This window comes from Streptomyces sp. NPDC006283, from assembly GCF_040613325.1.
Lineage (GTDB): Bacteria > Actinomycetota > Actinomycetes > Streptomycetales > Streptomycetaceae > Streptomyces.
Map to the genome: position 1 here is coordinate 1 of NZ_JBEXRZ010000223.1, position 11,828 is coordinate 11,828.

Below are 11,828 nucleotides of genomic sequence, written 5' to 3' on the forward strand. Positions count from 1 at the left end.
GTACGCGAACCGGTGCGGGACTGTCGCGCTGCGCTCGAGCGCGCGGCGGGTCCCGGGCAGCCGGCCGGGCAGATCGAGCTGGGATTACCGGCCTTCGACGGCAGCCGTGCGGTACTACAAGGCCGTGAGGATCCGCGGGCCGTCGTCCGTGATCGCGACCGTGTGCTCGGCATGGGAGGCGCGGCTGCCGTCCGCCGTGCGCACGGTCCAGCCGTCCCGCGCGGTGAACGTGTCGTCGTGACCGCCCGCGATCACCATCGGCTCGATCGCCAGGACCATGCCGTGCCGCAGGGGCATCCCCCTGCCGGGCCGCCCCTCGTTCGGCACCCCCGGGTCCTCGTGCATGGTCCTGCCCACGCCGTGGCCGCCGATCCCGTCCGGGATGCCGTAACCCGCGGAGCGGCACACCCGGCCCACGGCGTGGGCGATGTCGCCGATGCGATTGCCGACGACGGCCGCCGCGATGCCCGCGTCGAGGGCCTCCTGCGCCGTGCCGATCAGCCGCAGGTCCTGCGGCCTGGCGCGTCCGACGGTGAAGCTGACGGCCGCGTCGCCGACCCAGCCGTCCAGGACGGCGCCGCAGTCGGCACTGACCAGATCGCCGTCGCGGAGCTCGTAGTCGCCCGGGATGCCGTGGACGACCGCGTCGTTGACGGAAACGCACAGCACGGCGGGGAACGGGACGGGTGCCCAGTCCGGGCGGTAGCCGAGGAAGGGGGAACCGGCTCCGGCCTCCTCGAGGACCGCGCGGGCCGCCCCGTCGAGGTCGCGGAGCCTCACGCCCACGTCGGCGGCTTCCCGTGCCGCCGCGAGCGCTTGGGCCACGATGCGTCCCGCCTCGCGCATCGCCTCGATCGATGTATCGCTCTTGATCTCCACCATGCCAATTACTATACCGGTCGATGCGGTATTTCAATACCGGCATTAGAATACCGGCATGGTCCGCACACCCCTCACCCCCGAAGAGCGCGAACGCGGCGAGCGACTCGGCCGGCTCCTCCGCCAGGCGCGCGGCGACCGCAGCATGGTCGACGTGGCGGCTGCTGCGGGACTCTCCGCGGAGACACTGCGCAAGATCGAGACCGGCCGTGCCCCGACGCCGGCGTTCTTCACCGTCGCCGCGCTCGCCGCGACCCTCGGCCTGTCCATGGACGAACTCGTCGTGCGCTGCGCCCTCGTGCCTGCGTGACACCGGCTCGTGCGCCCGCGCCCTCGTGCCGGCGGTGTGACATCGGCGGGTGGCCCCTGTTCGGTGGCGGCGGGCACCGCGTAGTCTCGCGGGCGTGAGTGCCGACAAGTTCGCCGACGCCAAGTACGTCAGTCTGACCACGTTCCGCAAGAACGGGACCGGGGTGGCCACGCCCGTGTGGTTCGCCGTGGACGGCGGTGAGTTGTTCGTCTGGACCCGGTCCGACTCCTGGAAGGTCAAGCGCCTCCGCAACGACAGCCGTGTCCAGGTCACCGTCTGCGACGTGCGCGGAAGGGTCGAGGACGGCGCGCCCACGGCGGAGGGCACCGCGCGGCTGCTCGACGCCGCCGGGACCGGCGCGGTACGCAAGCTGCTCGCCCGCAAGTACACCTGGCGGTTCTGGGTCGTCGACTGGCCCGCGATGGTGGCGCGCCTCGGCAAGCGGCCGCACACGGGTATCGCGGTCACCTTCTGAAAACACGCCGTAGCAGCCCCGTAACACCACTGCGATCCAATGCCTGCGGTGCCCTCGGCAACGGAGGGCTCCAGTCGGCGGTGAGGCAGGGGCGGCGATGACGGAGCGTCAACTCCCGTTTGAAGCAGCAAGGTTCGCGCAGCATCTCGGGAAGTTGGTGGCGCGGCTCGACCCCGACGACGGCTGGTACGCCGTCTTCCGGCAGCGTGACCCCGACGGGATGCGGGCCTGCCTGGACGGCGCGGAGATCCCGCCCTGGGACGTGGTCGAGTCCCTTCTCCAGGACCTGCCCGGCGGACAGGGGGCAGAGCCCGCGCAGGCGAGGGCGCTGCATGCTTCGGCCGCGGCAGCGTACGACCGGCTGCCGGGCGGGCGCGAGACGCTGGAAGAACGCCTCGAGTTCATGCGCCGCGAGCGGCTGCGGGCCCAGGCCAGGGCGGAGGAACTGCTGCGGCTCCTGCCGCGCCACGCGGAAGCCTCGCCGGAGACGGAACGCCTCGGCCACGAACTCGCCTGGGTGCGCGACGACCACGCCCGCGCGGTCCGCCGCACAACGGAACTGGAGTCCCGCCTGTCGACCCTCTCGGCGCTCGACCCGGCCGCGTCCTCCTTCACGGACCGGCCCGAAGGTTCCGGCGCGGGGCAGCACCACCTGGCGCAGCCCCCCGTGACGCGGCCCGGCGACGCGTCGGCCGAACCGGGCCACGCGCCGCCCGGACCCGACCGGGCGTCGGCCGAACCCGGCCACGCGTCAGCCGGACCGGACCGGGCGTCAGCCGGACCCGACCGTGCGCCGAAGGCTCCGGCCCGCAAGAAGAAGCCCCGCAAGCGGGGCGGCGCCCGGTTCGCCGGGGTCGAGGACGCGGGGGAGGACGCCGTCGCCGTGCCCTTGCTGCCCGTCGGCGGGGACACGCCCCGAGGTGCCCGCTACGGCGGCGCCCCCGAACCGCCGCCCCCTGCGGAGCCCGCGCCCACGCCCGAGGGGGCGGAGCGCGCCGCCAGGGACACCGTCGCCGCTCTCGGGCGGCTACGCGTCCAGGGCCGCGGCGGCGAGGCCCACGCCGTGATCTGCGAGGCCGCCGCCCGCCCGGCGGCCTGGCTGCCGGCGCTCGCCGACGAACTGCACCGCTCCGGGCTCGCCGCCGACTGGGCGACCCTGCTCTGGGAGGCGGCGTCGCAGCCGGCCTTGCGGCTCGCCGCGTCCGCCGACGCGCTCATCGCGGCGGGCCGTGACGACGACGGCAGGCAGCTTCTGCGGCAGGGGGTGTTCCGCTCCGCCGACGAGATTGCGGACGCGGTCCTCGTGCTCGAGGACGAGGGCATGTCCCGTCGCGCACAGTCCTTGCTGTCCGCGTTCATGCAGGTCCGCACCGCCGAGGACGCCGCTGCCCTCGCCGGGCGGGAACCCGCCCGTCTGGTGCCCCTGCTTCTCGCCGCCGCCCGGGGACTCGCGGCGTCGCAGGAGCGCGACATCGTCCACGCGCTGCGCGTGGCCGGACACCTCAGCGGCTGAAATTGTCCGATGTCGACCGCTCGGGTGCGAAACAAGATCGACTCAGCGGGTTCACGACGATGGTCTTGCCCCAGTGTGTGACGAGGCTTACGTTCTCCTCCTACGCACTGCGTCTACGTGCGTAGAAGCTCTCTGACGTCCCGTCGAAGGAGCAGCTCATGGCCACCGTCGTACGCGCCGCACTCGTCCAGGCCACCTGGACCCGCGACACCGAATCCATGATCGCCAAACACGAGGAGCACGCCCGCGAGGCGGCCCGGCAGGGCGCCAAGGTCATCGGTTTCCAGGAGGTGTTCAACGCTCCCTACTTCTGCCAGGTCCAGGAGCCGGAGCACTACCGGTGGGCCGAGCCCGTCCCGGACGGTCCGACGGTCCGGCGGATGCAGGACCTCGCCAGGGAGACCGGCATGGTGATCGTGGTCCCGGTCTTCGAGGTGGAGGGCGCGGGCTTCTACTACAACACCGCGGCCGTGATCGACGCCGACGGCAGTTACCTCGGCAAGTACCGCAAGCACCACATCCCCCAGGTCAAGGGCTTCTGGGAGAAGTACTACTTCAGGCCCGGCAACCTCGGCTGGCCTGTCTTCGACACCGCTGTCGGCAAGGTCGGCGTGTACATCTGCTACGACCGCCACTTCCCCGAGGGCTGGCGCCAACTGGGCCTTCAGGGAGCCCAGTTGGTCTACAACCCGTCGGCCACCCATCGCGGCCTCTCGTCCCACCTCTGGCAGCTGGAACAACCCGCCGCCGCCGTCGCCAACGAGTACTTCGTCGCCGCCATCAACCGCGTCGGCATCGAGGAGTACGGCGACAACGACTTCTACGGCACCAGCTACTTCGTCGACCCCCGCGGTCAGTTCGTCGGCGACCTCGCCAGCAGCAAGGAGGAGGAACTGGTCGTCAGGGACCTCGACTTCGATCTGATCGAGTCCGTGCGGCAGCAGTGGGCGTTCTACCGCGACCGCCGTCCCGACGCGTACGAGGGGCTGGTTCAGCCGTGACCGACCTGCACGAGCGGCACAGGGCCGTCATCCCCGACTGGGTGGCGCTCTACTACAAGAAGCCCATCGAGATCACGCACGGCGAGGGCCGGCACGTCTGGGACGCCGACGGCAACCGCTATCTCGACTTCTTCGGCGGCATCCTCACCACCATGACCGCGCACGCGCTGCCCGAGGTCACCAAGGCGGTGACCGAACAGGCCGGGCGGATCATCCACTCCTCCACGCTCTACCTCAACCGCCCCATGGTGGAGCTCGCGGAACGGATCGCCGCCCTGTCCGGCATCCCCGACGCCCGCGTCTTCTTCACCACATCCGGCACCGAGGCCAACGACACCGCCCTGCTGCTCGCCACCGGCCACCGCCGCTCCAACCAGATCCTGGCGATGCGCAACAGCTACCACGGCCGGTCGTTCTCCGCGGTCTCCGTCACCGGCAACCACGCCTGGTCCCCGACGAGCCTGTCGCCGCTGCAGACGCTGTACGTGCACGGCGGTGTCCGCACCCGAGGCCCCTTCGCGCAGCTGTCCGACGCGCAGTTCGTCGAGGCGTGCGTCGCCGACCTCGAGGACCTGCTCGGCCACACCCACGACGTGGCCGCGCTGATCGCGGAGCCCGTGCAGGGCGTCGGCGGCTTCACCTCACCGCCGGACGGCCTGTACGCGGCCTTCCGGGAGGTGCTCGACCGGCACGGCATCCTGTGGATCTCCGACGAGGTGCAGACCGGCTGGGGACGCACCGGTGAGCACTTCTGGGGCTGGCAGGCCCACGACCGGAACGGCCCGCCGGACATCCTCACGTTCGCCAAGGGCATCGGGAACGGCATGTCCGTCGGCGGAGTCGTCGCCCGCGCCGAGATCATGAACTGTCTCGACGCCAACTCCATCTCCACCTTCGGCGGCAGCCCGATCACCATGGCCGCCGGCGTCGCGAACCTCTCCTACCTCCTGGAGCACGACCTCCAGGGCAACGCCCGACGGGTCGGCGGCCTGCTGATCGAGCGGCTGCGCGGGATCGCCGCCGGCGTGCCGGCGGTGCGTGAGGTGCGGGGCCGCGGACTCATGATCGGCATCGAGCTGGTGAAGCCCGGCACGGACGAGGCCGACCCGCAGGCGGCCGCGGCCGTCCTCGAGGCCGCCCGCGAGGGCGGGCTGCTCATCGGCAAGGGCGGCGGCCACGACACCAGCGTCCTGCGCATCGCCCCGCCCCTCTCACTGACCGTCGCGGAAGCCGAACAAGGCGCCTCGGTGCTCGAACAGGCCTTGCGCAACCTCTAGTCGTCACACGAGGAGACCATGAGCAACCGCACCCTGATCCGCGGCGGACTTGTCGTCACCGCCGCCGACGAGATGCACGCCGACGTGCTCGTCGAGGACGGCCGGATCGCCGCGCTCGCCGCACACCATTCGCCCGCCGCGCAGGCCTGGACGGCGGACCGCACGATCGACGCGGCCAACAAGTACGTCATCCCGGGCGGCGTCGACGCGCACACCCACATGGAGCTTCCGTTCGGCGGGACCTTCGCCTCCGACACTTTCGAGACCGGTACCCGTGCGGCCGCCTGGGGCGGTACCACCACCATCGTGGACTTCGCCGTGCAGTCGGTCGGCCGGTCGCTGCGCGAGGGCCTGGACGCCTGGTACGCCAAGGCCGACGGCAAGTGCGCCGTCGACTACGGCTTCCACATGATCCTCTCCGACGTCAACGAGACCTCGTTGAAGGAGATGGACCGCCTCGTGGAGGAGGGCGTCACCTCCTTCAAGCTCTTCATGGCCTACCCCGGCGTCTTCTACAGCGACGACGGCCAGATCCTGCGCGCCATGCAGCGCTCCGCCGCCAACGGCGGCCTGATCATGATGCACGCGGAGAACGGCATCGCCATCGACGTCCTCGTCGAGCAGGCCCTCGCCGAGGGCCGCACCGACCCCCGCTACCACGGCGAGGTCCGCAAGGTGCTGCTCGAGGCCGAGGCCACCCACCGGGCCATCCAGCTCGCCCGGGTCGCCGGCGCCCCGCTGTACGTCGTGCACGTCTCGGCCGAGGAGGCCGTCGCGGAGCTCGCCCAGGCCCGCGACAAGGGGCTCAACGTCTTCGGCGAGACCTGTCCGCAGTACCTCTTCCTGTCCACCGACAATCTCGCGGAGCCGGACTTCGAGGGCGCCAAGTACGTCTGCTCCACACCGCTGCGGCCGCGCGAGCACCAGGCCGCCCTGTGGCGGGGGCTGCGCACCAACGACCTCCAGGTCGTCTCCACAGACCACTGCCCGTTCTGCTTCAGCGGCCAGAAGGAGCTGGGGCGCGGGGACTTCTCCAAGATTCCCAACGGCCTGCCGGGTGTGGAGAACCGGATGGATCTCCTGCACCAGGCCGTCGTCGACGGGCACATCAGCCGGCGCCGCTGGATCGAGATCGCCTGCGCGACCCCGGCCAGGATGTTCGGCCTCTACCCGAAGAAGGGCACCATCGCGCCCGGCGCCGACGCCGACGTCGTCGTCTACGACCCGCACGCCGAGCAGACACTGTCGGCCGAGACCCACCACATGAACGTCGATTACTCCGCGTACGAGGGCCGGCGCATCACCGGCCGGGTGGAAACCGTCCTGTCGCGCGGCGAAGTGGTCATCGACCAGCGGACCTTCACCGGCCGTGCGGGCCACGGCGTCTACACCCCCCGCTCCACCTGCCAGTACCTCAGCTAGTCGGAACCAGGAGGCCTCGACGTGGACTTCGGACTCGTCCTGCAGACCGACCCGCCCGCATCGGCGGTCGTCGGACTGATGCGGCGCGCGGAACGCAACGGCTTCCGCTACGGCTGGACCTTCGACTCCGCGGTGCTGTGGCAGGAGCCGTTCGTCATCTACAGCCGCATCCTGGAACACACCGCGAAACTCACCGTCGGCCCCATGGTCACCAATCCAGGCACCAGGACCTGGGAGGTCACCGCATCCACCTTCGCCACGCTCAACGAGATGTACGGCAACCGGACCGTGTGCGGCATCGGCCGCGGCGACTCGGCGATGCGTGTCGCCGGCCGCAAGCCCAACACCCTGGCCAGGCTGGGCGAGGCGATCGACGTCATCCGGGACCTCGCCGAAGGGCGTGAGGCGCTCGTCGACGGAAACCCGATCCGGATCCCCTGGGTGCGGGGCGGGAAGCTGCCGGTCTGGATGGCGGCCTACGGCCCCAAGGCGCTGGCTCTCGCCGGGCAGAAGGCCGACGGCTTCATCCTGCAGCTCGCCGACCCGTTCCTCACCGAGTGGATGATCAAGGCCGTCCGGCAGGCCGCCGCCGACGCGGGCCGCGACCCGGACGCGCTCACCATGTGCGTGGCGGCGCCGGCGTACGTCGGGGACGACTTGGCGCACGCCCGCGACGAGTGCCGCTGGTTCGGCGGGATGGTCGGCAACCACGTCGCGGACCTCGTCTCCCGCTACGGCGAGCACTCCGGGATGGTTCCCGACGCACTGACCGCCTACATCAAGGACCGGCAGGGCTACGACTACAGCCACCACGGCCGGGCCGGCAATCCCTCCACCGACTTCGTGCCCGACGAGATCGTCGACCGCTTCTGCCTGCTCGGCCCGGCCGAGGCCCACATCGAAAAGCTGCGGCGGCTGAGGGACCTGGGCGTGGACCAGTTCGCCGTCTACGCCATGCACGACGCAAGGGAGGCCACCATCGACGCCTACGGCTCCGAGATCATCCCCGCGATCAACGAACAGCCCTGAGGGATGTTCCCGGCGGATCGACCCGAGACGATGCCGGCGCCCCCAGGACCGTCCGGGGGCGCCGGAGTGCGCGAGGCCGTCGAAGCCGACCGCGGTTCAGGAGGCCGTTGCGGCCGACCGGTCGTCAGGGACGGCTGGTGAGGTAACCGCCCATGGAGGTGAAGTACTCGACCCCGGACAGCTCCTGGCCGTCTTCGGTACGGACGCGTGTGATGGCCAGGCCGTGGTTGCGGCCCGTGCGGGCGTCGGCTCCCGCGACGATGGCGACCCCCTCCCCCTCGCGGTAGAAGATGCGGCCGGGGGTACCGCCGTAACGGCCCTCGGAGACCACGGCGGAGAGGACTTCGAGGCGCTTGCCCTTGTGGAAGGTGAACGCGGCCGGGTACGGGGCGGACTGGGCGCGGATCAGGCGCTCGAGGTCCGCTGCCGGCCAGTCCCAGTTGATCCGGATGTCTTCTTCGGAGCGCTTGTGGAAGAAGCTGGCCTGGGAGCGGTCCTGCTTGGTGAACTCGGTCTGCCCGGAGGCGATCAGGGCCAGGGCGCCGACCGTGACGGGGGCGATCAGGTCGACGGTCTTGTGGAACAGGTCGGTCGCGGTGTCCGTGGGCTCCACCGTCACCGCGCGCTGGTCCACGATGTCGCCCGCGTCGAGCACCTCGTCCATCATGTGGGCCGTGACGCCGACTTCCCGCTCTCCGTTGATGAGGGCCCAGATCAGCGGCGAGAATCCGGCGTACTTCGGCAGCAGCGAGTCGTGGATGTTCAGCGTGCCGTGACGGGGCAGGGTGTAGATCCGCGGCGGGATCCACGTGCGCCAGTTGTTGGCCACGATGATGTCCGGTTCGGCCTCCTTGAGTCGCTGGAACAGCTCCTCGTCGTCCGGCCGGTTGCGGATGACGACGGGGACGCCGTGCTCCTCGGCTAGGTCGGCGACCGAGTCGCTCCAGATCTTCTCGTAGGCGTGCTCGCTCTTCGGGTGCGTCACGACCATCACCACGTCGTGCTCGGAGTCCAGGAGAGCTCGCAGGGTGCGGTGCCCCCAGGTCTGGTAACCGAACATGACGACCCGCATGGGGTTCCTCCTCAGAAGCGCGAATGACCGACCAAGTAAAGCAAGCCTTACCTAACGGTGCAACAGGCCCCGGTTTTGGGTCCGTTCGGTGCCGAGGTCTGCCGCATGTCCGTTTTGCCCTGTCGACAGTTCGGTTCAGGTCAGGTTAGCTTTACCTAAGTTCGGCTGGCCGGCGTCAACGGCGGGCTCGGCGTCTCGTTCTTTTCATCCACGCCTGACAGGCGGCTGTCCCGCACGATGGGAGTGACATGTCACAGGTTCTTCCTGGCGACGCACCTCTGATCCACGACCTCATAGGAATCGGCTTCGGGCCGTCCAATGTGGCCATGGCGATCGCGCTCAGCGAGCACAACGCGAGTGTCGGCAGGCAGGAGGCGGTCACTGCTCACTTCTTCGAGCGTCAGCCCAGCTTCGGCTGGCACCGCGGCATGCTGATCGACGACGCGACGATGCAGGTGTCGTTCCTCAAGGACCTGGTGACGCTGCGCAACCCGTCCAGCGAGTACACCTTCCTGCGCTACCTGCAGAGCAAGGGCCGGCTGATCGACTTCGTCAACCACAAGAACCTCTTCCCGCTCCGCGTCGAGTTCCACGACTACTTCGAGTGGGCAGCGGCGAAGGTCGACGACATGGTCTCCTACGGCCACGAGGTCGTCTCCATCGAGCCCGTCGTCCGCGACGGAGTGGTGGAGTACCTCGACGTGACGGCTCGTTCGGAGTCGGAGACGGTGGTCCACCGTGCCCGCAACCTCGTGATCGGTACGGGACTGCGGCCGCTCATGCCGGAGGGTGTCGAGCGGAGCGAACGTGTCTGGCACAACTCCGACCTGCTCTCGAAGGTGGAGGGTCTCGAGGGCGCCGACCCCACCCGCTTCATCGTGGTCGGCGCCGGCCAGAGCGCGGCCGAGAACGTGGCGTACCTGCACCGCCGGTTCCCCGAGGCCGAGGTCTGCGCCGTCTTCTCCCGGTACGGCTACAGCCCCGCCGACGACAGCAGCTTCGCCAACCGCATCTTCGACCCGCAGGCGGTCGACGAGTACTTCGCGGCACCGGACGACATCAAGCGCAGGCTGATGGACTACCACGGCAACACCAACTACTCCGTGGTGGACATCGACCTGATCGACGACCTGTACCGGCAGTCGTACCAGGAGAAGGTCCTGGGCACCGAGCGACTGCGCTTCCTCAACATCTCGCGTCTGACCGGCGTCGAGGAGGCCGGGGACAAGGTCCGCGCCACCGTCACGTCCCTGGTCACCGGCGACGAGCAGGTGCTGGACGCCGATGTCGTGGTCCTCGCCACCGGCTACGGCCAGGCGGACCCCCTCGGACTCCTCGGCGAGGTCGGGGAGCGCTGCCACCGCGACGGTCAGGGCCGCGTCCGGGTCGAGCGTGACTACCGCATCACCACCGACCCCGAACTGCGCTGCGGCATCTACCTCCAGGGCGGCACCGAGCACACCCACGGCATCACGTCCTCGCTGCTCTCCAACACCGCGATCCGGGTCGGCGAGATCCTGGACTCCATCCGCCAACGCGGTCCGGAGCCTGTCCGCAGCGAGCCCCGGCCGGTCGCCGACGGTATCGGCTCCGTCCGCTAGGTCCACCGCGTTCCCACGACCGCTTCCGGTCGAGCCCCCCACTCGCTTCCCCCGCCTCGTAGCGCCGTCGTACGTGGCGGGTGGGGCATGCACTGTGAAACCCCGTGAAAGGAAAATCCGTGTCCACTGGTACACGCCCCGCTCTGACGCGGTTCGTCAGACACCTTCCCCGTGTGGCAGTCGCCACCGTCGCCGCGCTTGCTCTGTCCGCCTGTGGGGGCGGGACCGAGAAGACGGAGTCCAAGCCTTCGGGTGAGGCGAGCAGCAAGTCGGCCGCCTTCCCGGTGACCGTGGAGCACAAGTACGGCAGCACGACGATCGACGCGGAGCCGAAGAGGGTCGTCACCCTGGGTCTGTCGGACCAGGACGCGGTTCTGGCGCTCGGCGTCAAGCCGGTCGGGGCGGTCGACTGGTTCAAGGAGACGCCGTACGGCAAGTGGCCGTGGGCGAAGGACAAGTGGGGGACCACGAAGCCCGAGATCGTCGGTGAGCGCGACGAGTACAACATCGAGAAGATCGCGGCGCTGAAGCCGGACCTCGTCATCGCCCAGTACTCGGGGATGAAGAAGGAGCAGTACGACACGCTCTCGAAGTTCACCAAGGTCGTCGCCCAGCCCAAGGACCTGCCGGACTACGGAGCTTCCTGGCAGGTGATGACCCGCCAGATCGGCAAGTCCCTCGGCAAGAGCGAGGAGACCGAGAAGCTGATCTCCGGCATCGACGCGCGCTTCAAGGCCGTCCGCGAGAAGCACCCCGAGTTCGCCGAGAAGACCCTCGCCGTCGCCGACAGCTTCGAGGCCGGCAAGTACTCGGCCTTCACCAAGACCGACCCGAAGGCGATCTTCTTCTCCGAGCTCGGCTTCAAGCTGAAGCCCGAGATCGACACCCTGGCCAAGCCGGGCTGGAACGTCGCCGAACTGAGCGCCGAGAAGCTGAACGTGCTCGACGTCGACCGCCTCGTCTGGGTCACCTCCAGCACGGAGGCCAACAACCGGATCAAGGCCGAGCCGCTCTACAAGAAGCTGAAGGTCAACCAGGAGAAGCGTGACCTGTTCGTGCCCTACCAGGACCCGGACATCGGCGCGGCCTTCTCCTTCAACACCGTCCTGTCGATCCCGTACGCCATCGACGAGGTCGAGCCGCTGATCTCGGCCATCAAGTAGGACCTGTCCGGGCGATCTTTGAGGGCCCGACGTCACCGCCGCCACCCCCGCCGACGCGGCCCCGGTGGGCGCCTCGTACGCCATCG

11 protein-coding genes are annotated in these 11,828 nt (G+C 69.7%); 9 read left to right on the forward strand and 2 right to left on the reverse strand.

Going from position 1 to position 11,828, the window contains the following annotated elements; translation table 11 throughout:
- Nucleotides 1–114: 114 nt before the first annotated feature.
- Nucleotides 115–882: a type I methionyl aminopeptidase gene (gene map / locus ABZ070_RS30635; RefSeq protein ID WP_356638583.1), complete on the reverse strand. Its 768-nt coding sequence runs from the start codon at nucleotides 880–882 to the stop codon at nucleotides 115–117.
- Nucleotides 883–937: 55 nt separating this feature from the next.
- Here map and ABZ070_RS30640 point away from each other — a divergent pair, with 55 nt between their 5' ends.
- From ABZ070_RS30640 to ABZ070_RS30670, 7 genes are all read left to right on the forward strand, one after another.
- A complete protein-coding gene (locus ABZ070_RS30640; protein ID WP_356638584.1) occupies nucleotides 938–1,189 on the forward strand; it encodes a helix-turn-helix transcriptional regulator in 252 nt (83 codons plus the stop codon).
- 94 nt (nucleotides 1,190–1,283) lie between these two features.
- Nucleotides 1,284–1,664, forward strand: a complete 381-nt coding sequence (locus ABZ070_RS30645) for a PPOX class F420-dependent oxidoreductase (protein WP_356638585.1) — start codon at nucleotides 1,284–1,286, stop codon at nucleotides 1,662–1,664.
- 97 nt (nucleotides 1,665–1,761) lie between these two features.
- Nucleotides 1,762–3,177, forward strand: a complete 1,416-nt coding sequence (locus tag ABZ070_RS30650; RefSeq protein ID WP_356638586.1) for a UL36 very large tegument protein — start codon at nucleotides 1,762–1,764, stop codon at nucleotides 3,175–3,177.
- Nucleotides 3,178–3,335: 158 nt separating this feature from the next.
- Complete coding sequence (locus ABZ070_RS30655) at nucleotides 3,336–4,178, forward strand: nitrilase-related carbon-nitrogen hydrolase (protein WP_356638587.1); 843 nt, start codon at nucleotides 3,336–3,338, stop codon at nucleotides 4,176–4,178.
- Nucleotides 4,175–5,455, forward strand: a complete 1,281-nt coding sequence (locus tag ABZ070_RS30660) for an aspartate aminotransferase family protein (protein WP_356638588.1) — start codon at nucleotides 4,175–4,177, stop codon at nucleotides 5,453–5,455. Before ABZ070_RS30655 ends, ABZ070_RS30660 begins: the two co-directional genes overlap by 4 nt.
- 18 nt (nucleotides 5,456–5,473) lie before the next feature.
- Nucleotides 5,474–6,877 carry a dihydropyrimidinase gene (gene hydA, locus ABZ070_RS30665; protein ID WP_356638589.1) on the forward strand — a complete coding sequence of 468 codons (1,404 nt, stop codon included), beginning with the start codon at nucleotides 5,474–5,476 and terminating at the stop codon, nucleotides 6,875–6,877.
- 21 nt (nucleotides 6,878–6,898) lie between these two features.
- Nucleotides 6,899–7,906: a TIGR03842 family LLM class F420-dependent oxidoreductase gene (locus ABZ070_RS30670; protein WP_356638590.1), complete on the forward strand. Its 1,008-nt coding sequence runs from the start codon at nucleotides 6,899–6,901 to the stop codon at nucleotides 7,904–7,906.
- A 124-nt stretch (nucleotides 7,907–8,030) separates the two neighbouring features.
- On the opposite strand, the gene ABZ070_RS30675 is transcribed toward ABZ070_RS30670, so the two are convergent.
- Nucleotides 8,031–8,978 carry a methionyl-tRNA formyltransferase gene (locus ABZ070_RS30675; RefSeq protein ID WP_356638591.1) on the reverse strand — a complete coding sequence of 316 codons (948 nt, stop codon included), beginning with the start codon at nucleotides 8,976–8,978 and terminating at the stop codon, nucleotides 8,031–8,033.
- Nucleotides 8,979–9,226: 248 nt separating this feature from the next.
- Here ABZ070_RS30675 and ABZ070_RS30680 point away from each other — a divergent pair, with 248 nt between their 5' ends.
- Together ABZ070_RS30680 and ABZ070_RS30685 are read left to right on the forward strand one after the other, a co-directional pair.
- On the forward strand, nucleotides 9,227–10,579 hold the full coding sequence (locus tag ABZ070_RS30680) for a lysine N(6)-hydroxylase/L-ornithine N(5)-oxygenase family protein (RefSeq protein ID WP_356638592.1): 1,353 nt from the start codon (nucleotides 9,227–9,229) through the stop codon (nucleotides 10,577–10,579).
- 173 nt (nucleotides 10,580–10,752) lie between these two features.
- Nucleotides 10,753–11,742, forward strand: coding sequence for an iron-siderophore ABC transporter substrate-binding protein (locus ABZ070_RS30685; RefSeq protein WP_356638593.1), 990 nt, complete (start codon nucleotides 10,753–10,755; stop codon nucleotides 11,740–11,742).
- Nucleotides 11,743–11,828 lie beyond the last annotated feature (86 nt).

What these genes read in the sequence shown, in the direction of transcription:
- map (WP_356638583.1), bottom strand. Translation starts at nt 882, where the DNA reads ATGGTGGAGATCAAGAGCGATACATCGATCGAGGCGATGCGCGAGGCG.
- ABZ070_RS30640 (WP_356638584.1), top strand. Translation starts at nt 938, where the DNA reads ATGGTCCGCACACCCCTCACCCCCGAAGAGCGCGAACGCGGCGAGCGA.
- ABZ070_RS30650 (WP_356638586.1), top strand. Translation starts at nt 1,762, where the DNA reads ATGACGGAGCGTCAACTCCCGTTTGAAGCAGCAAGGTTCGCGCAGCAT.
- ABZ070_RS30655 (WP_356638587.1), top strand. Translation starts at nt 3,336, where the DNA reads ATGGCCACCGTCGTACGCGCCGCACTCGTCCAGGCCACCTGGACCCGC.
- hydA (WP_356638589.1), top strand. Translation starts at nt 5,474, where the DNA reads ATGAGCAACCGCACCCTGATCCGCGGCGGACTTGTCGTCACCGCCGCC.
- ABZ070_RS30675 (WP_356638591.1), bottom strand. Translation starts at nt 8,978, where the DNA reads ATGCGGGTCGTCATGTTCGGTTACCAGACCTGGGGGCACCGCACCCTG.
- ABZ070_RS30680 (WP_356638592.1), top strand. Translation starts at nt 9,227, where the DNA reads ATGTCACAGGTTCTTCCTGGCGACGCACCTCTGATCCACGACCTCATA.